Below are 19,276 nucleotides of genomic sequence, written 5' to 3'. Positions count from 1 at the left end.
ATGACGAAGAAATACCTCGATGAGGTTTACGAACTCGACGGTGACGCGCAGGCGCTCTACGCGCAATGGGCGGGCAGCTATGATGCTGAGGTCACCGAAAACGGCTATGTCACTCCTCAGCGTTGCGCGACCGCGCTGCGCGAGGCAGAGGCGGATTTGACCGCACCGGTTCTGGATTTGGGATGCGGCACAGGCTTGGGCGGTTTGGCCCTGCGCCTTGCCGGATTCAAGATTGTGGATGGCGTGGACCTAACGCCCGAAATGATCGAGCATGCCCGCGCGCGTAACATCTATCACACGCTACAGGTGGGTGATGCTCTCTCCGCGATGGAGGGGCAGAATTATCAAAGCGTCGCTGCAATCGGCCTGTTCAGCCCCGGCCATGCGCCCGCCACCCTGATCGACACCGTGCTACAGGCGCTGCCCAGCGGCGGGCGTTTTGTCTTCTCGCTCAACGATCACGCCTTGGCCGAGCATTTATATGAGGGCCGCGTGATGGCGTGGACCGATTCCGGTGCTGCACGTTGCCTGCACCGCGAACATGGTGAACACATGCCCGCCCGCGACATTGGGGCAACGGTTTATGTCCTGCAAAAGAGTTGAGCGGTTTGCGCCCTCGCCCACCGGTCCGCTGCATCTGGGCCATGCCTATTCTGCGCTGATCGCGGCCCGCACTGCGGACCGATTCCTGTTGCGGATGGAGGATATCGACACCGCCCGCTGCCGTCCTGAATGGGAGGCGCAGATTTTCGACGATCTGCACTGGTTGGGCCTGCATTGGGAAGAGCCGGTTTTACGCCAATCGCAGCGGTTAGCGCTGTATCAAGACGCGGTGGCACAGCTAACCGCCGCTGGACTAACCTATCGCTGCACCTGTACCCGTGCCGATATCAAGGCCGCGTTGAGCGCCCCGCAGGAGGGTGCGCCGATGCATGGGCCGGACGGCCTGATCTATCCCGGAACCTGTCGGAACGCGGGGCACGTCGCGCAGGATGCTGCGATCCGGCTGAATATGCGGACGGCGATTGCCTATCTGGGTGATGTCTCAGGGCTGCACTTCACCGAACTGGACGCAGGCGATAACGGTGAACAGGGGCAACAGGCCCTCAGCGCTGAGCACCTGCAAAACGGGATTGGTGATGTGGTTCTGGCGCGCCGCGATATCGGCACGTCCTATCACGTTGCAGTGGTTGTGGATGATGCCGCGCAGGGGATCACTCATGTCACGCGGGGGCGCGATCTGTTTCCCGCGACCCCGTTGCACCGGCTATTGCAGGCATTGCTGGACCTGCCCACGCCCGCCTATCGCCATCACCGTTTAATCCGGGACGAGGCAGGCAAACGCTTGGCCAAGCGCGATGATGCGCGTGCAGTAAGCACCCTGCGTGCCGAGGGGTGGACGCAGGGTGATGTGTTGCGCGCAATCGGGCTTTAGACCTCGGGCTTCATCAGCTCGACCTCAACACCGTCGCGGATCGCTGTGTAGAAACATGAGCGGCGATTCGTATGACATGCGGGGCCAGCCTGATCCACGATCATCAGCAGGCAATCGCGGTCACAATCCACACGCATGTCGATCAGGGTTTGAACGTGGCCCGAGCTTTCACCCTTGCGCCAAAATGCCTGCCGCGACCGCGACCAATAGGTCACGCGCCCTGTGGCCAGCGTTTCTGCAAGCGTTTCCTTGTTCATCCATGCCATCATCAGCACGGCTCCGCTCTCATCCTGCGCAATTGCGGGGATCAAGCCGTCGGCGGTATAGCACAAAGTTGTGGGATCGAATGTTACGGTCATAGCTGCCCTCTTTCCGTTCGCGGCGTCCGAGCCTATTTAGGGAGTTGAACAACGAAAGGCGAGAGTATGAGCGAACGCGATGACGAGATGATGAAGCTCTATTCCCAGCGGATCCTCGCGCTGGCCTCAGCCATTCCGCATCATCAACGGCTGGATGCGCCCGATGCGACGATTATGAAGCGCTCCCCCCTGTGCGGGTCCACCGTGACAGTCGATCTGGATGTGCAGGACGGCCGGATCAGCCAATTTGGGCAGGACGTAAAAGCCTGCGCATTGGGCCAAGCATCTGCCGCAATTTTCGCCGAACAGGCCGTTGGCCTAACCTTGGAACAGGCGCGTGAGGGGCGCGATGCGTTGCGCGCGATGTTGCGTGATGAGGGGCCTGTGCCCGCCGCCCCCTTTGACGGATATGATGTTCTGGAGCCGGCTCGCACCTACCGCAATCGCCATGCCTCGATCCTGTTGGTGCCGGATGCGACCGTTGCCGCGATGGAGGCCGCGCAAAAAAACGCCGCAGCGTCCTAAGGACGTGCGGCGAGTTGGGTTGCATCGGGTCGCGGCCAGTGTGATCGGGACAGATCACAATCTTGAGGGACAAGCTGGAACGCGGGGCGTCCCGAATGCGGCAGAAACTTCGTATACGGGTTACAGCATCAACGCAGTGACGATCATCACGCATATCGCGGCTAGGCCGATGACATCGCCTAGCATTTCATAACTGTTAAGGCGTGCGGTGCGCAGCATGTGGGGGATCATTTTGGCAACCTCCTGTTCCGTGTTGCCTTAATGTTCTCCTAATGACCCCTGTTCAGTCAAGAAAAAATGAGAACATTTGCGAACAAAAATTCTGTTCAGCGGCTAACCCACTGAAAGCAAACGGATCGCACGTTCCTGTTCCATCAGGTATAAAAGAGTCCGAATTGCCTGCCCGCGCGGGGAATCTAGCGTCGGATCACGGTCCAACGCCAATCGCGCATCCTTTTGCGCCAGCGCCAGCAGGCCAGCCTGCCGTTCCAAATCAGCGATTCTGAATTTCGGCAGCCCCGATTGCGCCGTTCCCAGGACATCGCCAGCACCGCGCAGGCGCAGATCCTCATCCGCGATACGGAATCCGTCCTCCGTCTCACGCATGATCTCCAAACGCGCGCGCGCCGTTTCGCCCATCGGGGATTGATACATCAACAAACAGGTCGATTTTTCGGAACCACGGCCCACCCTGCCCCGTAACTGGTGTAATTGCGCGAGACCGAAGCGTTCCGCCTGCTCGATCACCATGATCGTGGCGGCGGGCACGTTCACGCCGACCTCAATCACGGTGGTGGCCACCAGAACGCGCGTGCGACCGGCCACGAAATCCGCCATGGCGGCGTCCTTTTCCGCCGGCGTTAACCGCCCGTGCACCAGCCCGACATTTTCCTCACCCAAGGCGACACGCAGCGCACGGTGGCGTTCCTCGGCGGCGGTTGCCTCAACAACCTCGCTTTCCTCGACCAAGGGACACACCCAATAGGCCTGCCGCCCCGCCTGTATCGCGGCGCGCAAACGCTCAACCACCTGCTCCATCCGCTCAGCCGAGACCAGCGCTGTTTCGATCTTCTGCCGTCCGGCTGGCTTTTCGTCCAGAACACTCAGGTCCATATCGCCATATTGCGCGAGGCTAAGCGACCGCGGGATCGGCGTTGCTGTCATCACGAGGATATCCACCGCCCGCCCCTTATCACCCAGTGTCATGCGTTCGCGCACGCCAAAGCGGTGTTGCTCATCGATTATTGCCAGCCGCAAATCGGCAAAGGCGACATCTGATTGGAACAGGGCATGGGTACCCAGCAGGATGTTCAACTCACCCGCAGCCAGCGCGGTTAGCTTTTCCTGACGGGCTGCGCCCTTGTCACGACCGGTCAGAATCCCGATTTTCAGGCCCAGCGGCGTCACCAGCGGGGCCAAAGCCTCCATATGTTGACGCGCCAAAATCTCCGTCGGGGCCATCATCGCGGCTTGGCCGCCTGCCTCAACCACGGTGAGCATAGCCAGCAGCGCAACCAAGGTTTTCCCCGAGCCGACATCGCCCTGTAGCAACCGGTTCATCCGCAACGGCGCGGCAAGGTCCGCCGAGATTTCCCCAACAGCGCGGCTTTGCGCCCCCGTCAAATCATAGGGTAAAGCGGCGCGGACCTGCGCGCGCAATGCGCCATCGCCCTGCGAAACCCGCCCCGCTTTGCGACGTGCCTGTGCACGGGCAAGGTTTAGCGTGACCTGATGCGCAAACAATTCATCATAGGCCAGCCGCTCACGTACCGGCGTTGTTTCGACTAGATCTGCTGCGGAATCAGGGGCATGGGCGCTGCGAATTGCATCGATCCATGTCGGCCACTCACGATCTGCTACGACTTGTGGTGAAATCCACTCCGGCAAATCGGGCAGACGATCCAACGCGCCCCGCTGTGCCTTAACCACAGCCTTCAAGGTCAGGCCAGCGGTCAGCGGGTAGATCGGCTCGAATGGCGGCAGGGTTTCCGCCTCACCCATGCTTAGCACATGATCGGGGTGAACCATCTGCGCGACGCCGTCGAACAGCTCCACCCGACCAGAGACAACGCGCCGCTGCCCCGTGGGCAACTGCCGTTCCATCCAGTCATCGCGGGCGTGGAAAAACACAATCTGGAACTCGGCTTGCGCATCCCGCACGCTGACACGATAGGGTCGCCCCTTTACCCGCGCGGGCGAGTGTTCGCCGATCTCGACCTCCACCGTGACCGTGGCCGGCAAAGGCACGTCCAAAATCGAGGATTTCAGCCGCCGATCCGTACCGCTAGTGGGCAATGTCATTAGCAAATCACGAGGGCTTTGCACGCCGATCCGCTCATATAAAGGCGCGGTTTTCGGCCCGATACCGGGCAACGCGGTCAGGTTCGCGAATAGCGGGAACAGGATTTCGGGGCGACCTGCCATTGTTTTCAACTACGCTCCGTTAACATTTCAGCCGATCATGTCCAGCCACTCTGCCTCGGTCAGCACAGTCAGGCCAAGGTCACGCGCCTTTTTCTCCTTGGACCCTGCGCCCGGCCCTACGACCACGATATCGGTTTTGCCGGAAACGGAGCCGGATACCTTGGCGCCCATTTCCTCGGCCCGCGCCTTTGCCTCCGCACGCGACATTTTTTCTAGCGATCCAGTGAAGACCACGATTTTGCCCGCAACGGGCGACCCCTCGGTCGCGGGGGCGGCGACATCCTCAACCGTTAACCATGCGGTTAGGGCGTCGAGCTGCACGCGCGCGGTTTCTGATGCGAAAAAGTCGGCTATCGCCTCCGCCATCACCGCGCCAATACCGTCGATTGCGACCAGTTCCGTACGTGCCGCGCTGTCTGGCGTGGCCTGTTGCATCGCCTCACGAAACGTGTTCCATTGATTATAATGTCGGGCCAGCAGCATGGCGGAGCTTTCCCCGACATGTCTGATGCCAAGGCCAAAAATCAACCGGTTCAAGGGGATCGTGCGCCGCAGGCGGATCGAGGCGAACAGCGCATCCGCCGATTTTTGCCCCCAGCCCTCGCGGTTTTTGAGCTGCTTCATGCCGGACCCGTATCGCTCCTCAAGCGCGAAGATGTCAGCGGGGGACGCAATCCAGCCATCGGTGTGAAATGCCTCAACCTGCTTTGCGCCGAGCCCGTCAATGTCAAAAGCCATGCGAGAGACGAAGTGCTTCAACTTCTCAACCACCTGCGCAGGACAGGTCAGCGCGCCGGTGCAGCGATGCACGGCCTCACCCGGCTCGCGCAGAGCGGGGCTGTCACAGATCGGGCATTTATCTGGGAAAACAAATGGTTGTGAATCATCAGGGCGGCGGTCCAGCAACACATCGCGCACCTTGGGGATCACATCACCGGCGCGGTAAATCTCAACCATATCCCCGATACGGATATCGTTTCCGCCGCGGATCGGCTCCCCCTTTGAATCGCGACCCGCGATGTAATCTGCGTTGTGCAGGGTCGCATTGGACACTACAACACCGCCAACCGTAACCGGCTCCAACCGCGCAACTGGGCTGAGCGCGCCGGTGCGGCCCACCTGAATCTCGATATCCCGCAGGCGGGTCGCGGCGATTTCAGCCGGGAATTTATGCGCGGTCGCCCAGCGTGGGTTATTGGCTCGAAATCCGAGCCGTTTTTGCAGCGCGAGATCATCAACCTTGTAAACCACGCCGTCGATATCATAGCCGAGGTCGGGACGCGCGGTTCCGATCTGGCGATAATGCGCGATCATTTCGTCAGCGGAGCGGCATAGTTTCGTCAACGGGTTTGTTCGAAAGCCCAGATTGGCCAGCTCCGCAATTGCATCGGATTGTGTTGTCGCCAGCGGCGCCGACAACTGCCCCCATGCATATGCAAAAAACCGCAACGGGCGCGATTTTGTGATGGCCGCGTCCAATTGCCGTAACGATCCCGCAGCAGCGTTGCGGGGGTTGGCAAAGGGTTTCGCTCCGGCCTGTTCCTGTCGCAGATTCAAGGCTTGGAAGTCGTCATGGTCCATATAGACCTCGCCGCGCACTTCCAAAATGTCGGGGGCACCTGTTAACCTTTGCGGAATATCCGCGATAGTGCGGGCGTTCGCGGTTACATTCTCACCGGTTTCACTATCTCCACGGGTTGCAGCCTGCCGTAGAATGCCACCCTCATATCTCAAGGACAGTGATAAACCGTCAATCTTGGGGTCCGCAGTATAAGCAATGGGATCTGTTACACCCAGAAATTTGCGAACTCGCATATCAAAATCGATCACATCCTCGTCTTTAAAAACATTGGACAGCGACAACATCGGTACGGCGTGTACTACCTTTCCAAAACCATCGGCGGGTGGGGCACCTATGGCTTGCGACGGGCTATCCTCACGAAGCAAACTTGGGAACCGCTGCTCGATATCCAGAACGATCCGCTTGATGCGATCATATTCCGCATCGGACAGTTCTGGGTCATCAGCCTGATGATAGGCGATATTTGCCTGCGCCAAGCGTGCGGACAATGTTTCGAGCAACTCCTCTGCCGCCGCCGCGTCCAACGCCGTCACGTCAATTTTTGCGATATCGTCCATAATCTTCTCCCGCCGCACTTCGCACGAGAGTTAGGCCCGCAGCGCCCAATGGTCCAGATGGTTTAAGCGCGGCGGGCGGGTTGCTCAATCGTCTGGGGGATTGGATCACGCAAAACATAGCCCCTGCCCCAAACGGTTTCGATATAGGTTTCCCCGCCGGTTGCCTGACTTAGCTTTTTACGCAGTTTGCAGATGAACACGTCGATGATCTTCAACTCAGGCTCGTCCATGCCGCCATATAGGTGGTTAAGGAACATTTCCTTGGTCAGGGTTGTGCCCTTACGCAGGCTCAACAGCTCAAGCATTTGGTATTCTTTGCCGGTCAGGTGGACGGTTTTGCCCTCAACCTCGACTGTTTTTGCGTCAAGGTTAACGCAGACCATGCCGGTTTCGATCACAGATTGCGCATGCCCCTTTGACCGCCGAACAATGGCGTGGATGCGTGCGACCAGCTCCTCACGATGGAACGGTTTTGTCAGGTAATCATCGGCGCCATAACCGAAACCGCGGATTTTGTTATCCGCATCATCCATACCCGAGAGAATCAGGATTGGCGTTTCGATCTTGGCCAGACGCAGTTGTTTGAGCACATCGTGCCCGTGCATATCCGGCAGGTTCAGATCGAGGATAATGAGATCATAATCATACAGACGGGCGAGATCGACGCCCTCCTCCCCCAAATCGGTGACGTATACGTTAAAGTTCGCATTCGACAGCATCAGTTCGATATTGCGGGCGGTCGCAGGATCGTCCTCGATAAGTAGTATTCGCATGCGGGGACCTCCGGGCCACGGTGAGCGTTCTGCCCAACCTAATATACCTACAATCAACGCCTAAAGGTTAATTAACGGTAAACCCATATAAACGTATCGCGACCCACGCTAATCCCTCAGGTATCAGCGCCTTTTCGGTACCTCTGCATCGCAGTAACCCGTAGGGCATTCAGGCCATGTTTGCTAAGGGCATCGCGCCATTGGCCCAGCTCTTCCTCAGATAAATCATATAGTTCGCATGCCTCCTGCAAGGTAAGCATGCCGCCATCAACAGCGGCGACGACCATCGCCTTGCGCCGGGCAACCCAGCGTTTTGTTTCGGGTGGTGGCAGGTCGTTTCGGGCGATAGATCGCCCGGAATGATCCTTAACAAGGATCGGTCGGTCGGTGCGTTTCAGATACATAATATGCCTCACTGCTCTTTTTTGTGAGGAGACATTCGCGCAGCACAATGAACTGACCGTTAAGCCGCTGGTTGTCTATAGTGCTAATTTGATTATATACCGCGCGACTTCCGTAATGTTCTGGCAGGCAATGACATGACCACTCTCAACAGCCTAGGCTTCGCAAAAGCCCCCAAAGACACCCGTGTCGTCGTGGCGATGTCCGGCGGCGTTGATAGCTCCGTCGTTGCAGCAGAGCTTGCGGCTGAGGGCTATGACGTCGTTGGCGTGACCCTGCAATTATACGATCACGGCGCCGCCTTGGCCAAGAAGGGCGCATGCTGTGCCGGGCGCGATATTCATGATGCGCGCCGCGTGGCCGAGGTGATGGGCTTCCCGCACTACGTCCTTGATTATGAGAACAAGTTTAAGGAAAGCGTGATTGATGAGTTCGCCGACGCCTATCTGGCCGGCGCGACCCCCATCCCCTGCATTCGCTGCAATGAGCGTGTGAAATTCCGCGATCTGCTGGAAACGGCCAAGGATCTGGACGCGGACTGTATGGCCACCGGTCATTACATTCAGCGCAAACAGGCGGATAAGGCGGAACTGCACCGCGCCGCTGATCCGGAGCGGGACCAGAGCTATTTCCTGTTTTCCACGACTCAGCAACAGCTAGACTATCTACGCTTCCCCCTAGGCCATTTGAAATCCAAGGCGGAAACCCGCGCGCTGGCCTTAAAGCATGGGCTGAGCGTGGCCGATAAGCCGGACAGTCAGGATATCTGTTTTGTGCCCAACGGCTCCTACGCAGCGGTGATCGAGAAGCTGCGTCCCGGCTCTGTCGAGCCTGGCGATATCGTGCATCTGGACGGGCGCGTCTTGGGTCAGCATCGCGGTGTGATCCACTATACGATCGGTCAGCGTCGCGGATTGGGAATCGGCGGCGGCGAACCCCTATACGTTGTGAAACTTGACGCAAATACCCATCAGGTCATAGTTGGTCCCAAGGAAGCACTGGCAGTTCGCCGTGTTCCGCTCAAGGAGCTTAACTGGCTGGGTGAGGGATCCATCGCGGATCTGCCCAGTGAAGGCATCGAGGTAATGGTCAAGGTTCGCTCTACACGCCCACCGCGTGAGGCAATCCTGCGCCCGCTACCCGATGGCCGTGCAGAGGTCGAGTTGGCCTTGGCTGAAGAGGGAATTGCGCCGGGTCAGGCCTGTGTCTTTTACGCGTTGGAGGGGTCCCGTGTACTTGGCGGAGGGTGGATCGCAACGGCGTGATGGCGATAGGGGGAGCCATCAATGGACACTATTAAAGTCGGCCAAGTGTGGACCAGCAACAGGACGGCGACGACGCCGCCTCTGGTCTGCACAATCGGAGCTATTGATCCGGCGGAGAATAACCGCTCGGGCGAACCCATACTCTCGATCACAGTAACACCGCACCCTAAGGCACAGCAGCGCGGCTGGCCTGTTGTCGGCCACATGCCGGTAACACTTCGTGCATTTAAGCGCAGCGATTTAACACTGCACACACAGGATGCTCCGGAAAATCCACGGTTTCACGCAGCCTACACGGCATGGCGTGAACGGTATGATACTAAATTGTCAGGTGTTTTTGATGCCAGCGTAACGGAAACCTATATCAACATTATAGGCACTGCGCGCAGCAGCATGTCAGCATAGTCAGCGCAAGATGCGGAAGGCCGGAGCACTGCCCCGGCCATTTGCATAGCTTAGTTAGGGTTGCGGATCAGACGCTGTGTCGAACCGATTTCCTGACCAACGGTGATGCTAGGACCATCACAACGTGGCGTACCATCTGCATTCAGACGGTTGGATAGATAACCTTCAATTCCGTCATCAATCAACCAGTGCTGACATCCCAGCGGATCGACCCAGATCGACGCCCGCATATCGGATAGACGGTGTGCATCAATGCCGCGATCCACGTCAGGATCATTGTCATCAAAACGAGTTGCTGTTGCCCCACCAACACCAACACCGCCACCGGATTGACATGCAGCAAGCGGCAAAAACGCGGCCAACAACAGGCCCTTTGTAAGTCCAGTCATAATCTCAATCCCCCTACTGACGCGCGCCAGTGGTCCGGCCGCAAATCGGGCGACCATTTGGCTGTAGCTTGGGTGTCATATACCCCTCAGCGCCGGTATCGAAGACCCAGTGCTCACATCCGTCAGGATCAACCCAGGTCGCGGAACGCACCACGACAAAAGCCTCACCGTCAGTGCGGCTGGATGCAGACGAGAAATCGCCCTGGTTACATCCGCTCAGCACTGCTGCGACCATGCATAGTCCCAGCCCCTTTATGCCGGAGCTATTCAAAATAGGCATATTTGCCCCCATTTCAGTTTTCGTTGGTTCGTGTCATTACATCATACGAACCTTGGCTGTGCCAGACACCTCGCAATACCACATATTCTGGCATGGAAAAGTGTACAAATTTTGACCGTAACGTAACTGTGTATGAGCAAACCCAGATGAGTAATCTTGAATCCGTACTAAGTGCAGCCGACGCCAATACAGACACAGCATTGCAGCGTCTATTTGCGTTGCTCCGCATGCCTTCTATCTCAACCGATCCCACATATCATGACGATTGTGTGGCAACGGCGGACTGGCTGGTCGCCGAATTGAACGGCCTGGGATTCGATGCCACGCGTCGGGATACGCCGGGAAAACCGATGGTTGTGGCCCATGGCGGGCCGAAAGATGCGCCGCATGTGTTGTTCTACGGCCACTATGATGTACAGCCCGCCGACCCGCTAGAGTTGTGGAAGTCCGATCCGTTTGACCCGCAAATTGAGGAAGGTCCCGACGGCCCCATGATTCGTGCGCGCGGTGCGTCGGACGATAAGGGGCAGTTGATGACCTTTGTTGAGGCCTGCCGTGCATGGGTTGAAACAACCGGCGACCTGCCCGTGCGTATCACAATTCTGTTTGAGGGCGAGGAGGAAAGCCACTCACCCTCGCTGGTGCCGTTCCTACAGGAAAACGCCGAGGAGCTGAAAACCGAGATCGCACTCATTTGCGACACTGGTATGTGGGATGGCAACACTCCGTCCATCTGCACAATGTTGCGCGGCATGGTGGCCGAGGAAATCGTGATCCGCGCCGCCAATCGCGATCTGCATTCGGGCGGCTATGGCGGCCCTGCGGCGAACCCGATCCGTATTCTCAGCCATATCCTCGCCTCGCTGCATGATGAACAGGGCCGAGTCACGTTGGACGGTTTCTATAATGGCGTGCACGATGTTCCCGGCAATTTGGCCCAGCAGTGGGAGAGCCTCGGATTCGATCCCAAGGATTTTCTGGGCAAGGTCGGCCTGAGCACCCCCGCAGGTGAGCAAGGCATCCCTGCCCTGCATCAGATCTGGGCCCGCCCGACCTGCGAATTCAACGGCATCACAGGCGGCTATACCGGTGACGGCTTCAAAACCGTTTTGCCAGCCGAGGCGCGGGCGAAAATTTCCTGCCGATTGGTATGGGATCAGGACCCCCACGCCATCCGCGATGCGATCCGTGCGCGGGTGCGCCACATGCTGCCCGATGATTGCGAGGTTGAGTTCATCGGACACGGCGCGGACAAGGCAACGGTGATGGCGACATCCGATCCTGCCTTTGAAAAGGCGCGCAAGGCTCTGGCCACCGAATGGCCAAACGAGGCGGTTTACACTGGCGGCGGTGGCTCGATCCCTATTGCGGGGCATTTCAAGGAAGTGCTTGGGCTGGACTCAATGCTGATCGGCTTTGCTCGCGATGATGATGCAATCCATTCCCCGAACGAAAAGTATAACGTCAAAAGCTTCACCGGTGGTGTCCGCTCCTGGGTGCGCGTAATGGCGGCGCTCGGGAAATAAACGAAGATTGGCGATCAGCCCTGCGGGGGTGATCGCCACGTTAGCTTAACGCATCGGATCATTTTCCAGCGTCACAGCAAAACCATGCGGGGTTGCATGCGCGGCGCGGGTCCACGCCATGGCAAGGGCAGCGATATCCTCGGCCCCTGCGATGCCACGGCGCGTTACCTCATCCGACAATGTTTCGGCCCAATGCGGCCAGTAATCGGATGCATCATCAACCCCCTGCGCCCGACGGCGGCCAAAGGCCTGCGCCCATTCGGGCCATGGCAAATGTCCAGCCTCGTTCAACGCGACAGTCAGCGCGAATAGCTGCGCCTGCCATGGTTCCTCAAAGGGAGGGGCGTCGGGAAACTCAGACAGGTTCAACATAGCTCTCCCACAAATCGGCACGCACGCTGAGGCGCTCACCCTGTCCCCACAGATCCGCGCCATCGAACGCGATGGTATAGAGGTGCTGTGGCTGCTCACCCTGATGCACGGCATTGGTGTCGGGGAAAACATGGCCGCCGCAATGCGCCTCAACCACACCGATATGCCCGCGCAGGTAGCCCGGAAGGCGGATATGGCCCGTTGGTTGCAGGTTCAGCACCCGCACCCGTGTTCCCACAGGATATAGCGGGGCATTTTCCAGCGGACGCGATGTCGGGCCGCCCTTGGCCAAAACGCCTGCAACGCCATCGACCGACAGGCGACGCGATGCACGATTTCCGGCGGTCTGCGCGTGGCCGGAGGCAAGCTCCTGCGCGCTCAACTCACCATGGCGCTGTAGCAGCTCAATCAATGCGGTCAGCCAGATGCGATAATAGGAAAACCGCAGGTAATCCGTGTGCGGGATGGTTTCACGCGCATGGCGGCTTTCATCAATGGTCCAATAGCCCAGTGCGCCGCAGCACAGCACAATTCCCAGCGCCCGTTTTTCCCATTCGGCGTGAAAGAGCGGCTCGTTTTCCTCAGGCGCGACTGGGCCAAAGCCCATGCGCCCGCCCAGATCATGCGGCCCGTTCATGGTGCATCCGCCAAGGCTGTTCCGATCATGCTGTCACGATTGACGAGGGCGGCAAGCTGCTCCGCGCTCCACCCCTCAGTACCGTCGGGACGCTGCGGGATCACCAGATAGCGCATTTCAGCCGTGGAATCCCAGACGCGGATATCTGTATCCTCGGGCAGTTTTGTGCCGAACTCCTCAAGCACGCCACGTGGATCACGCACCGACCGTGACCGATAGGGTGGCGATTTGTACCAGACCGGCGGCAGGCCCAGCACGGTCCATGGGTAGCAGGAGCACAGCGTACACACGACGAGGTTATGCACCCCATCCGCGTTGAACAGCGCCCGCATATGTTCACCCTGCCGACCGGTGAACCCCATCGAGGATATCGCCGCCGTTGCATCCTGCTCCAGCCACGCAGCGAAATCCGGCTCGGTCCATGCGCGCGCAACGACGGCGGCACCATTTCGGGGGCCGACATCGTTGGAATAGGTCTCGATAATCGCGTCAATCGCAGCAGGATCAACCAAGCCCTTTTCCACCAGCACGGTTTCCAGCGCACGTGTCAGGGCAGTCATCTCATCCAGATCATTATCGTGATGGTCATGGGGCATCGGTGTCTCCATTCTCAACTGTTATGCGAACATGCCGCCTGTGCGCGCCGCTTGTCCACAGCGGGTGGCGAGGACGTCGGCCGATCAATCCGCCGTCCAGCCGCCATCAATCAGCAGGCTGGTTCCGGTAATCATCGCCGCCGCGTCCGAGGCCAGGAAGGTCGTAGCGCCCATAATATCCTCGACCACACCGGTGCGAGGTAGCTTGATCATACTCTCAATCCATGCGCGACGCACCGGATCGTTAAAGCTGGGTTCACTCAGCGGGGTGCGGATAAAGGTCGGGCAAATCGTGTTCACGCGGATGGAGTGTTTGCCCCACTCAATCGCCATCCCTTTCGTCATCCCCTCAACCGCGTGCTTTGTCGCGGAATAGACCGCACGCTCCACCCCGCCAACATGGGCCATCTGGCTGGAGATTTGCAGGATCACACCGGGTTTTCCGGCAGCGATTAACGGGTTCGCCACGGATTGCGCCAAGAAATATGCTGCCTTGATGTTCAATTCAGAAACGGCGTCAAAATCCTCCTCCGTCGTATCGGCGGCGGGGCTGTGGCGGGCCAGACCGGCGGAATTCAGCAGGATGTCAAAGGGTTGCTCGCGGGTGCACAGCCCACGTACCGCAGCAATATCGGTTACGTCCAGCACGGCACCGTGGGCGTCCAGCCCCCGTTCGCGCATCTGGTCAACGGCCTGCTGCAATGGCGCTGCCCTCCGTGCGGCGATCGTGACCTGCGCGCCTGCCTCCGCCAATGCAACGGCACAGGCCAGCCCGATGCCCGACGATCCCCCCGCGACCAAGGCGTGACGGCCATCAAGGCGGAAGGACGGGGTGATGGGCAATGTCATAGTTCTGGCCTTTGGTATGCAAAATCAATTCGCGGATATTGCGTGGGCCGCACCGCAGGTGCAACCCGCCCTAGCTGATCCCGTTCCACTGAAACGCACCATCTGCGCCAAGTGTTGAGAACGGGTTAAAGGCCACCTCCCATATATGCCCGTCAGGATCGGCGAAATGGCCGTGATGCCCGCCCCATGGCGTGTCCTGCGGGGGTTTAACGATCCGCGCCCCAGCTGCCCGCGCACGATCCAACAGTGGTGCGATTTCCGCCTTGTCCCGCACATTATGGCTGAGGATCACACCAGAAAAACCGTCATTCATGGGCGCAACGGGCAAGCCGACCTCGCCCAACATTTCGGATCGCGCAAACAGGCCCAGCGTTTGCCCGATCAGGTCAAAAGCAACGATCCCTGGCGGGCTTTCCACCGGTTTCCAGCCAAGCCGTTGATAAAAATCACGAGATTTTTTCAGGTCATCAACTGCCAGAGTAATAAGGGATATGCGCTGTTCCATGTCCTGTCGCCTTCTGACGTTGATTTCGCTGCGCAATTCATCCGCGACAGCACAGGAATCGTGAATCCCCACCTCGCCCGAAGCAAGCCGCAAACCCCAACCGTCATCAAGTTGTAGTCGAGCGGATTGTAAGCGGGCCGCCACGATCAACCGACTCAAACCAGCCAAGGATGATTACGCTATGCTTCGTACCACATCTGCCCTCACGCTCGCCCTCGCATTTGCCGCTCCTATCGCCGCACAGGCGGAAACGCTGACCCTGTACACATCGCAGCCCAATGCCGATGCCCAGATGACGGTTGATGCCTTTATGGCCGCCAATCCGGGTGTTGAGGTTGAGTGGGTGCGCGACGGCACCACCCAGCTGATGACCCGCCTGCGTGCGGAGATCGAGGCAGGTGCAGCACAGCCCGACGTTCTGCTGATCGCTGACACCGTGACGCTGGAGGGCATGGCGCAAGAGGGCCTGTTGATGGCCTATAACTCGCCCGAGGCAGGCGCATATGATCCCGCGTTGCACAGCCCCGAGGGGTATTATTACTCGACCAAGCTGATCACCACCGGCATCGTCTATAATACCGGTGCGGAACTGGCGCCGACATCGTGGACCGATCTGGTGGGTGACGGGATGGACGGCATGGTTGCTATGCCCTCGCCGCTCTATTCCGGTGCTGCGCTGATCCACCTTGCCACGCTGACCGGCACCGATGGTCTGGGCTGGGATTACTATCAGCAGCTCGCCACGAACGACGCACGCGCCGAGGGTGGCAATGGCGGCACCTTCCGTGCGGTTGCTTCGGGCGAAAAGCCATACGGCATGGTCGTTGATTTCCTCGCTATCCGTGGCGCGGCTGATGGATCGCCGGTTTCCTTCGTCTTCCCGACCGAGGGCGTTTCCTATGTGACGGAGCCTGTTGCGATCCTGAACGGCGCCGAGAACACCGAACAAGCGCAGGCTTTCGTTGATTTCGTGCTCAGCGAGGCAGGTCAGCAACTGGTTTTGGATCAGGGCTACATCCCTGCCCGTGACGGCATGCCGATGCCCGCTGGTTTCCCCGCACGGGATGAGATTGTGCTGATGGATTTCGATCCAGCACAGGCGCTGGCAGATGCGGATGCGAACAAGGCCCGCTTCGCTGAAACCTTTGGCGTCGAGTGATCGCGCCCGCACATAATCGCAACAGCCGGTCTCTACAGGATCGGCTGTTGCCGCTGGTTTTGGTTCCCGTTCTCGCGCTCAGCCTACTGCCCATCGGACGGCTGTTATTTGAGAGCATCAGTGTGGGCGACAGCATCGGCCTGTCGCATCTGCGTGAGGTTTTAGGTCGCGACAGCACATGGCGCGCCCTGCGGCACAGCCTGTTCACGGCAGGCTTCGGGACCGTGATTTCCGTCATTCTTGGTGGGACCTTTGCCTTTTTGGTCGCGATCACCAATATCCGCGCCAAGGCGGCACTGGTGTTCTGCCTGATGATCCCGATGATGATCCCGCCGCAAATTACGGCGCTGGCATGGACGCAAGTCACCGGCCCCTCCTCCGTTCTGCTGAAAACCATCGGGTTGGCGCCCACGCTGGGTTCGCCGCAGCCGCTCTATTCCGCATGGGGTATCGCGCTGCTGCTGGGGATTCAGCATACCTCGATTGTGTTTCTGACCCTGCGGGCGAACCTGAGGGCGATCCCCTCTGATCTGGTTGAGGCAGCCCGCGGTGCCGGTGCGCGTGGCGGGCGGATGTGGCTGCAAATCGTGTTGCCCCTATGCATTCCGGGCCTTGTGGCGGGAACGGCGCTGGCCTTTGTCACTGCGCTGGGTAATTTCGGCATTCCGGCCATGCTGGGCATTCCGGCGGGCTATTCGACATTGCCGACGCTGATCTATCAACGCCTTGCCGGTTTTGGGCCGACGGTTCTGTCCGAAGTATCCGTGCTGGCCCTGCTCATCGGTCTGGTCGCACTGCTGGGCATCGTGGGATACCGCATCGTGCTGGCGCGTCTTTCCACTGGGCTGAGCGGTCAAGGCACCCGCGCCCTATCGCTGGATTTAGGGCGTGCGCGGCCTGTGGTTGAGCTGACATTATGGGCCGTGATCACCGTGATCCTCGTGCTGCCGTTGATTGCGTTAACCGCGACCTCGCTGATCCCCGCCTATGGCCTGCCGCTGACTTTGGACAACATGACGTGGCAGGCATGGTACGAGGCGCTGTTCCGTCAGCCCGTTACGATCCGCGCCTTTCGCAACTCGTTCCTATTGGCCGGATCGGCGGCGCTGGTCCTGATGATGCTGTGCATTCCACTGGCATGGCTGAGCGTGCGGCGCCCGACCCGCCTGACGCGACTTGCCGATTTACTGGCCGATCTGCCCTATGCCCTGCCCGGTGTGGTTCTGGCAATTGCCTGCATCCTGCTGTTCATCCGCATCCCCAGTACGGATTGGAGCCTATACGGTACGTTCTGGATCATCTTCATCGCCTATTTGGCACGCTTTCTGGTCGTGATGTTGCGCCCGATTCAAAGCAGCTTCGTGCAGATTGATCCCGCGATGGAGGAGGCCGCACAGGCAGTCGGCGCGGGGCCGATGCGCCGCCTGTTCCAGATATTACTGCCCATGGCCGCGCCCGCCGCTGCTGCCGGTGCGATCCTTGTTTTTCTGACTGCGTTTAACGAACTGACGGTGTCGGCGCTGCTGTGGTCATCGGGCACGCAAACACTGGGGGTGGTGATCTTCAACCTCGACGATAGTGGTGAAACCGTGATGGCAGCGGCGGTCGCCATGATGGTCGTGCTGGTCGTCGTCGCCCTGATGGGCCTGTTGCAACTGACCGCGCGGCGGTTACCAAGCGGTGTCGTTCCATGGCAAAACTGATCCTCGAAAACATCACCAAGCGGTTTGGCACCACCACGGCGGTTGATGACATCTCTCTACGGGCCAAGGTGGGTGAGTTCATCGCGCTGCTGGGGCCGTCCGGCTGTGGCAAGACGACCCTGCTACGCCTGATCGCGGGGTTTGAAACACCCGATAGCGGTCGTATCGCGCTGGGCGGGCAATCGCTGGCCGATCCGGCGGTGGGTATCGCCATCCCGCCCGAGGATCGCAATCTGGGCATGGTGTTTCAGTCCTACGCCCTGTGGCCGCATATGAGCGTCGCGCGCAATATCGCCTATCCGTTGGAGGTGCGCCGCATCGCCAAGCAGGAACGCGAAGCCCGCTTGCAGGCCGCGCTACAGGTCACTGGCCTGACGCAAATGGCCAATCGGAAACCCGCGGAACTGTCGGGGGGACAGCGGCAACGTGTCGCCCTCGCCCGATGCCTGGTGATGGAACCGCAAGCCGTTCTGTTTGATGAGCCGCTCGCCAATCTGGACGTTCACCTGCGCGCCACGATGCAATCTGCCTTTCGCGATCTGCACCGGCAAACCGGCGCGACTATGGTTTACGTGACCCACGATCAGGCCGAGGCGATGGCGCTGGCCGACCGCATCGCCGTGATGCAAGACGGTCGCATCCGGCAATTTGCGCCGCCTGAGATCCTGCACGACGAACCAGCAAATGCGATGGTTGCGGGGTTTGTCGGTCAGGGTGTGGTGCTGCCTGTTCACGCGGCAGGCCCGTGTCGGGATGGCTGGATGGATGTGTCCCTAGGGGAACATATCGCCCGTGTTCGGTCCGGAACACCGCGCCCGACGCACCTTAGCCTGCGGCCCGATGGAGTTCATATCGACCATAACGGGACGCTGCCCGCGCAGGTCACGAATGCCGTCTATCTGGGTGGTAAATTCCGGCTGACCTTGCAGCTCGCCCCCAATCATGGCGGCGGAACCATTCTGGCGGAGCAACGTCAGCGGTATGATATTGGTGACACGGTGATGCTCAACATTCAGGATGGCTGGGCGTTTGAGGATCGGACAGCGGTGGCGGTGTGATTGCCGCAAGATAGCGCTGGAAACTTGTTACTTTATAAAATAACTTTCTGTTGAGCGAAGCAGGAGGCCCCCATGCGCAAGCAAGCAGCGATCCGGCAATCCGACGTGCTGAACGTGCTGCACAAGCATGACAGGCCCATGACCGCCTATGCGATCCTGGACCAGATGAAGCGCGAGGAGCCCGACCTTGCCGCGCCAACCGTTTATCGCGCACTGGCCGCGCTGACCAATCAGGGTCGCGCCCATAAACTCGAGTCGATCAAGGCCTTTGTACCCTGCCGCTGCGATCACGATGCTGCCGTTCCCGTGCTGGAAATCTGCGAGGATTGCGGCGCGGTTGAGGAGCATGACGGCACCAGCCTGCTGTCGGAATTATCCGCCATTTCGACCGCATCCGCCTTTAAACCCACACGTCATATCGTTGAAATTCACGGCCAGTGCCAAGGCTGCGCCGCCTAATCCATCGAACAGGATT

The 19,276-nt window shown here is 59.4% G+C and carries 22 protein-coding genes; 10 read left to right on the top strand and 12 right to left on the bottom strand.

All coding sequences use genetic code 11. The features are described 5' to 3' along the window. Positions 1-603 carry a class I SAM-dependent DNA methyltransferase gene (locus tag CR254_RS11340; protein ID WP_097930041.1) on the top strand — a complete coding sequence of 201 codons (603 nt, stop codon included), beginning with the start codon at positions 1-3 and terminating at the stop codon, positions 601-603. After that, a complete protein-coding gene (gene gluQRS, locus CR254_RS11335; RefSeq protein WP_097930039.1) occupies positions 584-1,435 on the top strand; it encodes a tRNA glutamyl-Q(34) synthetase GluQRS in 852 nt (283 codons plus the stop codon). The genes CR254_RS11340 and gluQRS overlap by 20 nt, the downstream gene beginning before the upstream one ends. On the opposite strand, the gene hisI is transcribed toward gluQRS, so the two are convergent. Beyond that, positions 1,432-1,794, bottom strand: a complete 363-nt coding sequence (gene hisI, locus CR254_RS11330; RefSeq protein WP_097930037.1) for a phosphoribosyl-AMP cyclohydrolase — start codon at positions 1,792-1,794, stop codon at positions 1,432-1,434. The two genes, gluQRS and hisI, sit on opposite strands and share 4 nt — an antisense overlap. Positions 1,795-1,860: 66 nt before the next feature. On the opposite strand from hisI, the gene CR254_RS11325 reads away from it, so the two are divergent. Then, positions 1,861-2,319 carry an iron-sulfur cluster assembly scaffold protein gene (locus CR254_RS11325; RefSeq protein ID WP_097930035.1) on the top strand — a complete coding sequence of 153 codons (459 nt, stop codon included), beginning with the start codon at positions 1,861-1,863 and terminating at the stop codon, positions 2,317-2,319. Positions 2,320-2,652: 333 nt separating this feature from the next. Here the strand turns inward: CR254_RS11325 and recG are convergent, their stop codons facing one another. The 4 genes from recG to sciP all read right to left on the bottom strand — a co-directional run bounded on the left by recG (position 2,653) and on the right by sciP (position 8,059). Next, the gene (gene recG, locus CR254_RS11320; RefSeq protein ID WP_097930034.1) at positions 2,653-4,743 is read right to left on the bottom strand and encodes an ATP-dependent DNA helicase RecG; all 2,091 of its coding nucleotides are present in this window, start codon (positions 4,741-4,743) and stop codon (positions 2,653-2,655) included. 27 nt (positions 4,744-4,770) lie between these two features. Next, positions 4,771-6,882, bottom strand: coding sequence for an NAD-dependent DNA ligase LigA (ligA, locus tag CR254_RS11315; protein ID WP_097930032.1), 2,112 nt, complete (start codon positions 6,880-6,882; stop codon positions 4,771-4,773). Positions 6,883-6,944: 62 nt separating this feature from the next. Then, on the bottom strand, positions 6,945-7,655 hold the full coding sequence (gene ctrA, locus CR254_RS11310) for a response regulator transcription factor CtrA (RefSeq protein ID WP_097930030.1): 711 nt from the start codon (positions 7,653-7,655) through the stop codon (positions 6,945-6,947). A gap of 116 nt (positions 7,656-7,771) precedes the next feature. Beyond that, a complete protein-coding gene (gene sciP / locus CR254_RS11305) occupies positions 7,772-8,059 on the bottom strand; it encodes a CtrA inhibitor SciP (RefSeq protein WP_097930028.1) in 288 nt (95 codons plus the stop codon). A 135-nt stretch (positions 8,060-8,194) separates the two neighbouring features. On the opposite strand from sciP, the gene mnmA reads away from it, so the two are divergent. Both mnmA and CR254_RS17915 read left to right on the top strand, forming a co-directional pair. Further along, positions 8,195-9,322, top strand: coding sequence for a tRNA 2-thiouridine(34) synthase MnmA (gene mnmA / locus CR254_RS11300; RefSeq protein WP_097930027.1), 1,128 nt, complete (start codon positions 8,195-8,197; stop codon positions 9,320-9,322). A gap of 21 nt (positions 9,323-9,343) precedes the next feature. Further along, entirely contained in the window at positions 9,344-9,727 is a 384-nt protein-coding gene (locus CR254_RS17915; RefSeq protein ID WP_145996740.1) for a hypothetical protein, read from the top strand. A gap of 50 nt (positions 9,728-9,777) precedes the next feature. Here the strand turns inward: CR254_RS17915 and CR254_RS11290 are convergent, their stop codons facing one another. Next, a complete protein-coding gene (locus CR254_RS11290) occupies positions 9,778-10,116 on the bottom strand; it encodes a hypothetical protein (RefSeq protein WP_097930023.1) in 339 nt (112 codons plus the stop codon). Positions 10,117-10,129: 13 nt separating this feature from the next. Further along, positions 10,130-10,396, bottom strand: a complete 267-nt coding sequence (locus CR254_RS18365; RefSeq protein ID WP_425440268.1) for a hypothetical protein — start codon at positions 10,394-10,396, stop codon at positions 10,130-10,132. Positions 10,397-10,542: 146 nt separating this feature from the next. Between CR254_RS18365 and CR254_RS11280 the strand changes: the two genes are divergently transcribed. Beyond that, positions 10,543-11,922: a M20/M25/M40 family metallo-hydrolase gene (locus tag CR254_RS11280; RefSeq protein WP_097930021.1), complete on the top strand. Its 1,380-nt coding sequence runs from the start codon at positions 10,543-10,545 to the stop codon at positions 11,920-11,922. A 45-nt stretch (positions 11,923-11,967) separates the two neighbouring features. Here CR254_RS11280 and CR254_RS11275 read toward each other — a convergent pair whose 3' ends face one another. The 5 genes from CR254_RS11275 to CR254_RS11255 all read right to left on the bottom strand — a co-directional run bounded on the left by CR254_RS11275 (position 11,968) and on the right by CR254_RS11255 (position 14,881). Beyond that, a complete protein-coding gene (locus CR254_RS11275) occupies positions 11,968-12,294 on the bottom strand; it encodes a nitrile hydratase accessory protein (protein WP_219618006.1) in 327 nt (108 codons plus the stop codon). Further along, positions 12,278-12,931, bottom strand: coding sequence for a nitrile hydratase subunit beta (nthB, locus tag CR254_RS11270; protein ID WP_097930019.1), 654 nt, complete (start codon positions 12,929-12,931; stop codon positions 12,278-12,280). The genes CR254_RS11275 and nthB overlap by 17 nt, the downstream gene beginning before the upstream one ends. Continuing rightward, positions 12,928-13,527, bottom strand: a complete 600-nt coding sequence (gene nthA / locus CR254_RS11265) for a nitrile hydratase subunit alpha (RefSeq protein ID WP_097930017.1) — start codon at positions 13,525-13,527, stop codon at positions 12,928-12,930. Before nthA ends, nthB begins: the two co-directional genes overlap by 4 nt. Positions 13,528-13,611: 84 nt before the next feature. Further along, positions 13,612-14,376, bottom strand: coding sequence for an SDR family NAD(P)-dependent oxidoreductase (locus CR254_RS11260; protein WP_097930015.1), 765 nt, complete (start codon positions 14,374-14,376; stop codon positions 13,612-13,614). A gap of 70 nt (positions 14,377-14,446) precedes the next feature. Next, positions 14,447-14,881 carry a VOC family protein gene (locus tag CR254_RS11255; RefSeq protein ID WP_097930013.1) on the bottom strand — a complete coding sequence of 145 codons (435 nt, stop codon included), beginning with the start codon at positions 14,879-14,881 and terminating at the stop codon, positions 14,447-14,449. Between the two features lie 181 nt (positions 14,882-15,062). Between CR254_RS11255 and CR254_RS11250 the strand changes: the two genes are divergently transcribed. From CR254_RS11250 to CR254_RS11235, 4 genes are all read left to right on the top strand, one after another. Then, complete coding sequence (locus tag CR254_RS11250) at positions 15,063-16,040, top strand: ABC transporter substrate-binding protein (protein ID WP_097930012.1); 978 nt, start codon at positions 15,063-15,065, stop codon at positions 16,038-16,040. 47 nt (positions 16,041-16,087) lie between these two features. Further along, entirely contained in the window at positions 16,088-17,743 is a 1,656-nt protein-coding gene (locus tag CR254_RS11245; protein WP_245851592.1) for an ABC transporter permease, read from the top strand. Next, on the top strand, positions 17,731-18,801 hold the full coding sequence (locus CR254_RS11240) for an ABC transporter ATP-binding protein (protein ID WP_097930007.1): 1,071 nt from the start codon (positions 17,731-17,733) through the stop codon (positions 18,799-18,801). The genes CR254_RS11245 and CR254_RS11240 overlap by 13 nt, the downstream gene beginning before the upstream one ends. Before the next feature lie 72 nt (positions 18,802-18,873). Further along, on the top strand, positions 18,874-19,260 hold the full coding sequence (locus CR254_RS11235) for a Fur family transcriptional regulator (protein WP_097930005.1): 387 nt from the start codon (positions 18,874-18,876) through the stop codon (positions 19,258-19,260). Positions 19,261-19,276 lie beyond the last annotated feature (16 nt).

It is taken from the genome of Pontivivens marinum, assembly GCF_900231835.1.
Classification (GTDB): Bacteria; Pseudomonadota; Alphaproteobacteria; order Rhodobacterales; family Rhodobacteraceae; genus Pontivivens; species Pontivivens marinum.
This window is presented reverse-complemented; position numbering and strand designations above follow the sequence as displayed.

Bases quoted from the DNA above. Each gene is read 5' to 3' on its own strand.
- ctrA (WP_097930030.1), bottom strand. From the start codon at position 7,655: ATGCGAATACTACTTATCGAGGACGATCCTGCGACCGCCCGCAATATC.
- gluQRS (WP_097930039.1), top strand. From the start codon at position 584: ATGTCCTGCAAAAGAGTTGAGCGGTTTGCGCCCTCGCCCACCGGTCCG.
- CR254_RS11280 (WP_097930021.1), top strand. From the start codon at position 10,543: ATGAGTAATCTTGAATCCGTACTAAGTGCAGCCGACGCCAATACAGAC.
- CR254_RS11325 (WP_097930035.1), top strand. From the start codon at position 1,861: ATGAGCGAACGCGATGACGAGATGATGAAGCTCTATTCCCAGCGGATC.
- hisI (WP_097930037.1), bottom strand. From the start codon at position 1,794: ATGACCGTAACATTCGATCCCACAACTTTGTGCTATACCGCCGACGGC.
- CR254_RS11275 (WP_219618006.1), bottom strand. From the start codon at position 12,294: ATGTTGAACCTGTCTGAGTTTCCCGACGCCCCTCCCTTTGAGGAACCA.
- sciP (WP_097930028.1), bottom strand. From the start codon at position 8,059: ATGTATCTGAAACGCACCGACCGACCGATCCTTGTTAAGGATCATTCC.
- CR254_RS11250 (WP_097930012.1), top strand. From the start codon at position 15,063: ATGCTTCGTACCACATCTGCCCTCACGCTCGCCCTCGCATTTGCCGCT.
- CR254_RS11290 (WP_097930023.1), bottom strand. From the start codon at position 10,116: ATGACTGGACTTACAAAGGGCCTGTTGTTGGCCGCGTTTTTGCCGCTT.
- nthA (WP_097930017.1), bottom strand. From the start codon at position 13,527: ATGCCCCATGACCATCACGATAATGATCTGGATGAGATGACTGCCCTG.
- CR254_RS17915 (WP_145996740.1), top strand. From the start codon at position 9,344: ATGGACACTATTAAAGTCGGCCAAGTGTGGACCAGCAACAGGACGGCG.
- recG (WP_097930034.1), bottom strand. From the start codon at position 4,743: ATGGCAGGTCGCCCCGAAATCCTGTTCCCGCTATTCGCGAACCTGACC.
- CR254_RS11255 (WP_097930013.1), bottom strand. From the start codon at position 14,881: ATGGAACAGCGCATATCCCTTATTACTCTGGCAGTTGATGACCTGAAA.
- mnmA (WP_097930027.1), top strand. From the start codon at position 8,195: ATGACCACTCTCAACAGCCTAGGCTTCGCAAAAGCCCCCAAAGACACC.
- CR254_RS18365 (WP_425440268.1), bottom strand. From the start codon at position 10,396: ATGCCTATTTTGAATAGCTCCGGCATAAAGGGGCTGGGACTATGCATG.
- nthB (WP_097930019.1), bottom strand. From the start codon at position 12,931: ATGAACGGGCCGCATGATCTGGGCGGGCGCATGGGCTTTGGCCCAGTC.
- CR254_RS11240 (WP_097930007.1), top strand. From the start codon at position 17,731: ATGGCAAAACTGATCCTCGAAAACATCACCAAGCGGTTTGGCACCACC.
- CR254_RS11235 (WP_097930005.1), top strand. From the start codon at position 18,874: ATGCGCAAGCAAGCAGCGATCCGGCAATCCGACGTGCTGAACGTGCTG.
- ligA (WP_097930032.1), bottom strand. From the start codon at position 6,882: ATGGACGATATCGCAAAAATTGACGTGACGGCGTTGGACGCGGCGGCG.
- CR254_RS11340 (WP_097930041.1), top strand. From the start codon at position 1: ATGACGAAGAAATACCTCGATGAGGTTTACGAACTCGACGGTGACGCG.
- CR254_RS11260 (WP_097930015.1), bottom strand. From the start codon at position 14,376: ATGACATTGCCCATCACCCCGTCCTTCCGCCTTGATGGCCGTCACGCC.